Below are 2514 nucleotides of genomic sequence, written 5' to 3'. Positions count from 1 at the left end.
TATGCTCTTTATCGGACACCCCGCCACCGTGAGATTGAAACAGCATAGGCCCAAGGTATGAAGCATTGAGCGGCGTGCTGACAAGCTCAGGAATGGCATCATTACTGTCAACAATGACCATAGTATGTGCGTTATCACTGTGCTCAAAGTAAAACCACATGCCGTGTTCGGCCAAAAGGCGCTGGACAAAATGATGGTCACTTTCACGGTATTGCAACAGGTACTCTTTTTCTTGGTATTGCCCTACCAGCTCAAAGCGGTAATCGCTCATCCCCGCATCATCAAAAACATGGCGAATAATATCTGGCGCGGTTTTATTTTGGAAAATGCGGCAATCTTGGCGCTGGGTTAAAAACCAAAGTTGAGGCACTAGGGTGATAAGATAGCGAGAATAGCGGCGTCCAGAGCCTAAATAGCTCAGCTCTGAAACACTGCCGTTAAACTGGCGAGCCGCCGCTAAGCCTTGACCATAGATATTCAGCACGCCTGTTTTTCGGCTCAGCGCTTCAAAGGTAATGCTATGGTTTTCTGACAAGACGGTCAGAGTCATTTCAAACGGGGCAGACAGGGCTTCCGTTACCCGAAAACTTTCGACTTTGAATGCCCCTAAAAACCCAGAGACTTCAAAGCTAAACTCAATATCATTCGCCATACAGCTTCACTCTTGTGATCACAGTAATTGTGGATAATTAATCCACATGCATATTAAATGGCTGAACTGTAACAAGTTACATTGAAATCATCACTGTGCAAAAACAGGGGATAAAGGCTAAAAAAACACCCACCAATTCACTAATGAATTGGTGCAAGTGCCTAGAGGGATATTTAAAGAGACTGAAAGGCTAGTGAAAACGACGGTTTTTACTCTCAGTAGATAATTGTGGTTTTGTGATGGGGTTGGCAGTGCGGAGGTGGGCGGCTTTGTATCTCGGCCGTGGTTTTGCCCCAAAAATCACTTTGATTAAATACTCTACTCAATTCAGAGGACGTGCGTTTACCCTACCAAAACTTATTTCGATTTATTTGATAACTCTAACTCCCGTCATTAGGCGGCATCTTGTAGTCTAATTTCCCTTCATGCGTCATATATTATTGATTATCACTTGAGTTAATATAAAAATGATTGCATTACCGAAGGGTGAAAAACGATAATTTGTCGTCTAATAAGTGTTAGCTTAATCGGGGCAGATTTAACATATGAGTAGAGGTTTAGAGCAAATGAGTAAGTTTAGTTCCATTTACAATCAGCCGTGGATGGAGCAAATCCGTTCAGTTGTTAATCAACCTTGGATGCAGAACCTTGAGTATATCAAGTCAATTCAGCAGTCCATGGTCACTCCAGAAATGGCAAGTCTTACTGAAAGCTTGAAAAGATATAACATTCAAAATTACTCAACCGTAGTTGACCATTTTCCACAAATGGAACTGATAAAGCACTGGAAAACTTTATCGTTAGACTTTCCCAAAATACCATCTGTGTTACCTGATGAGTTCTTGGTAACCTTAAATCTACTGAAGCAACATCAAGCTGTATTTAATGAAATTGCTGAAGAGGGATTCACTCATGAATTCAGTACAGTTGAAGAAAATTGTGAGTTCTCCGAAGTATTGTCGGAGGTTAACGAGGAACTAAAGACACCTAATCTCACTAAAACTTTGCTACTTCATGTGCTGCGAAAAGTCCCTGTAATACTCAGAGTATTACTTATAAGCTTTTTTCAGTACGTTATGATACCCCTCTCAGTTACGTTCTATTTACAGCCTCGAATTGAGGCCTACCTCAGTGAAACTGATGAACCTAAAAGGGTTCAAACTAACAATATTAAAAGACTACCGCAGCAAGAAAATGTTGAAGTAACATCTCTAAATCGTTTCATCAGTGGTGTTGGTGTAAGGCTTCGAGCTTCAGCTTCAATAAAGTCGGATATCTTAATGTCTCTAAGCTATGGGCAAGCAGTGTACGTTATCGAAAAACAGCGCAGTTGGTCTAAAGTTGCGGTACTAATCAAAGATGGTAACGCCATGGAAGGCTGGGTATTTACAGAGTACACGGAACGGTTTAAAAATTAAGCATACAAACGTTTAAGGTTTCTATACATGTCGAAATATAAAATCTTCACTGAAACCACCTAGTCCTTATTAGGCATAGTTAAAATGGTGTTTCATGAAAAAATCCACATGACATCCTCTTTCTAATGCTCTTTCCTCAATTTGCTTCCATAAGAGTGGTAAATAGGTTTTAAGATCTTCCGCTTCCGATTGATGATATTCATCCTCACAGTCCCCTGCGGCCGCTTTTAGCCACTCTGAAGGACTTAAAATAGTGAGCCCTAGATGAAAATATTCTGGAATCGCTGCCCGTATTGATTCTTCGCTACCACTGGCAACATACATTGTTACTCCTTCACCCGTTGCGTAATAGTGGCTTACACCGATATAGAACATATTGACTCCTTAGAAGTTTGCTGCTTGATGAAACATCGTTGCTAATTATAAAAATGCTGAGACCACACG

At 40.9% G+C, this 2514-nt stretch carries 3 protein-coding genes; 1 reads left to right on the top strand and 2 read right to left on the bottom strand.

Annotated elements, in window-relative coordinates:
• Positions 1 to 652 (bottom strand): type VI secretion system tip protein TssI/VgrG (gene tssI, locus AAFM34_RS06375; protein WP_341661058.1); only part of this gene is annotated, 652 nt, incomplete at its 3' end.
• Between the two features lie 566 nt (positions 653 to 1218).
• Here tssI and AAFM34_RS06370 point away from each other — a divergent pair.
• Entirely contained in the window at positions 1219 to 2070 is an 852-nt protein-coding gene (locus tag AAFM34_RS06370; RefSeq protein WP_162814029.1) for an SH3 domain-containing protein, read from the top strand.
• A gap of 69 nt (positions 2071 to 2139) precedes the next feature.
• Here AAFM34_RS06370 and AAFM34_RS06365 read toward each other — a convergent pair whose 3' ends face one another.
• A complete protein-coding gene (locus AAFM34_RS06365; protein ID WP_045625334.1) occupies positions 2140 to 2445 on the bottom strand; it encodes a hypothetical protein in 306 nt (101 codons plus the stop codon).
• Positions 2446 to 2514: the final 69 nt, after the last annotated feature.

Origin of the sequence: Vibrio sp., assembly GCF_038138445.1 — a bacterium.
Lineage (GTDB): Bacteria > Pseudomonadota > Gammaproteobacteria > Enterobacterales > Vibrionaceae > Vibrio.
Note: the sequence above shows the minus strand (reverse complement) of the source record. Positions and strands in the feature narration are given on the sequence as shown.

What these genes read in the sequence shown, in the direction of transcription:
- AAFM34_RS06370 (WP_162814029.1), top strand. Translation starts at nt 1,219, where the DNA reads ATGAGTAAGTTTAGTTCCATTTACAATCAGCCGTGGATGGAGCAAATC.
- AAFM34_RS06365 (WP_045625334.1), bottom strand. Translation starts at nt 2,445, where the DNA reads ATGTTCTATATCGGTGTAAGCCACTATTACGCAACGGGTGAAGGAGTA.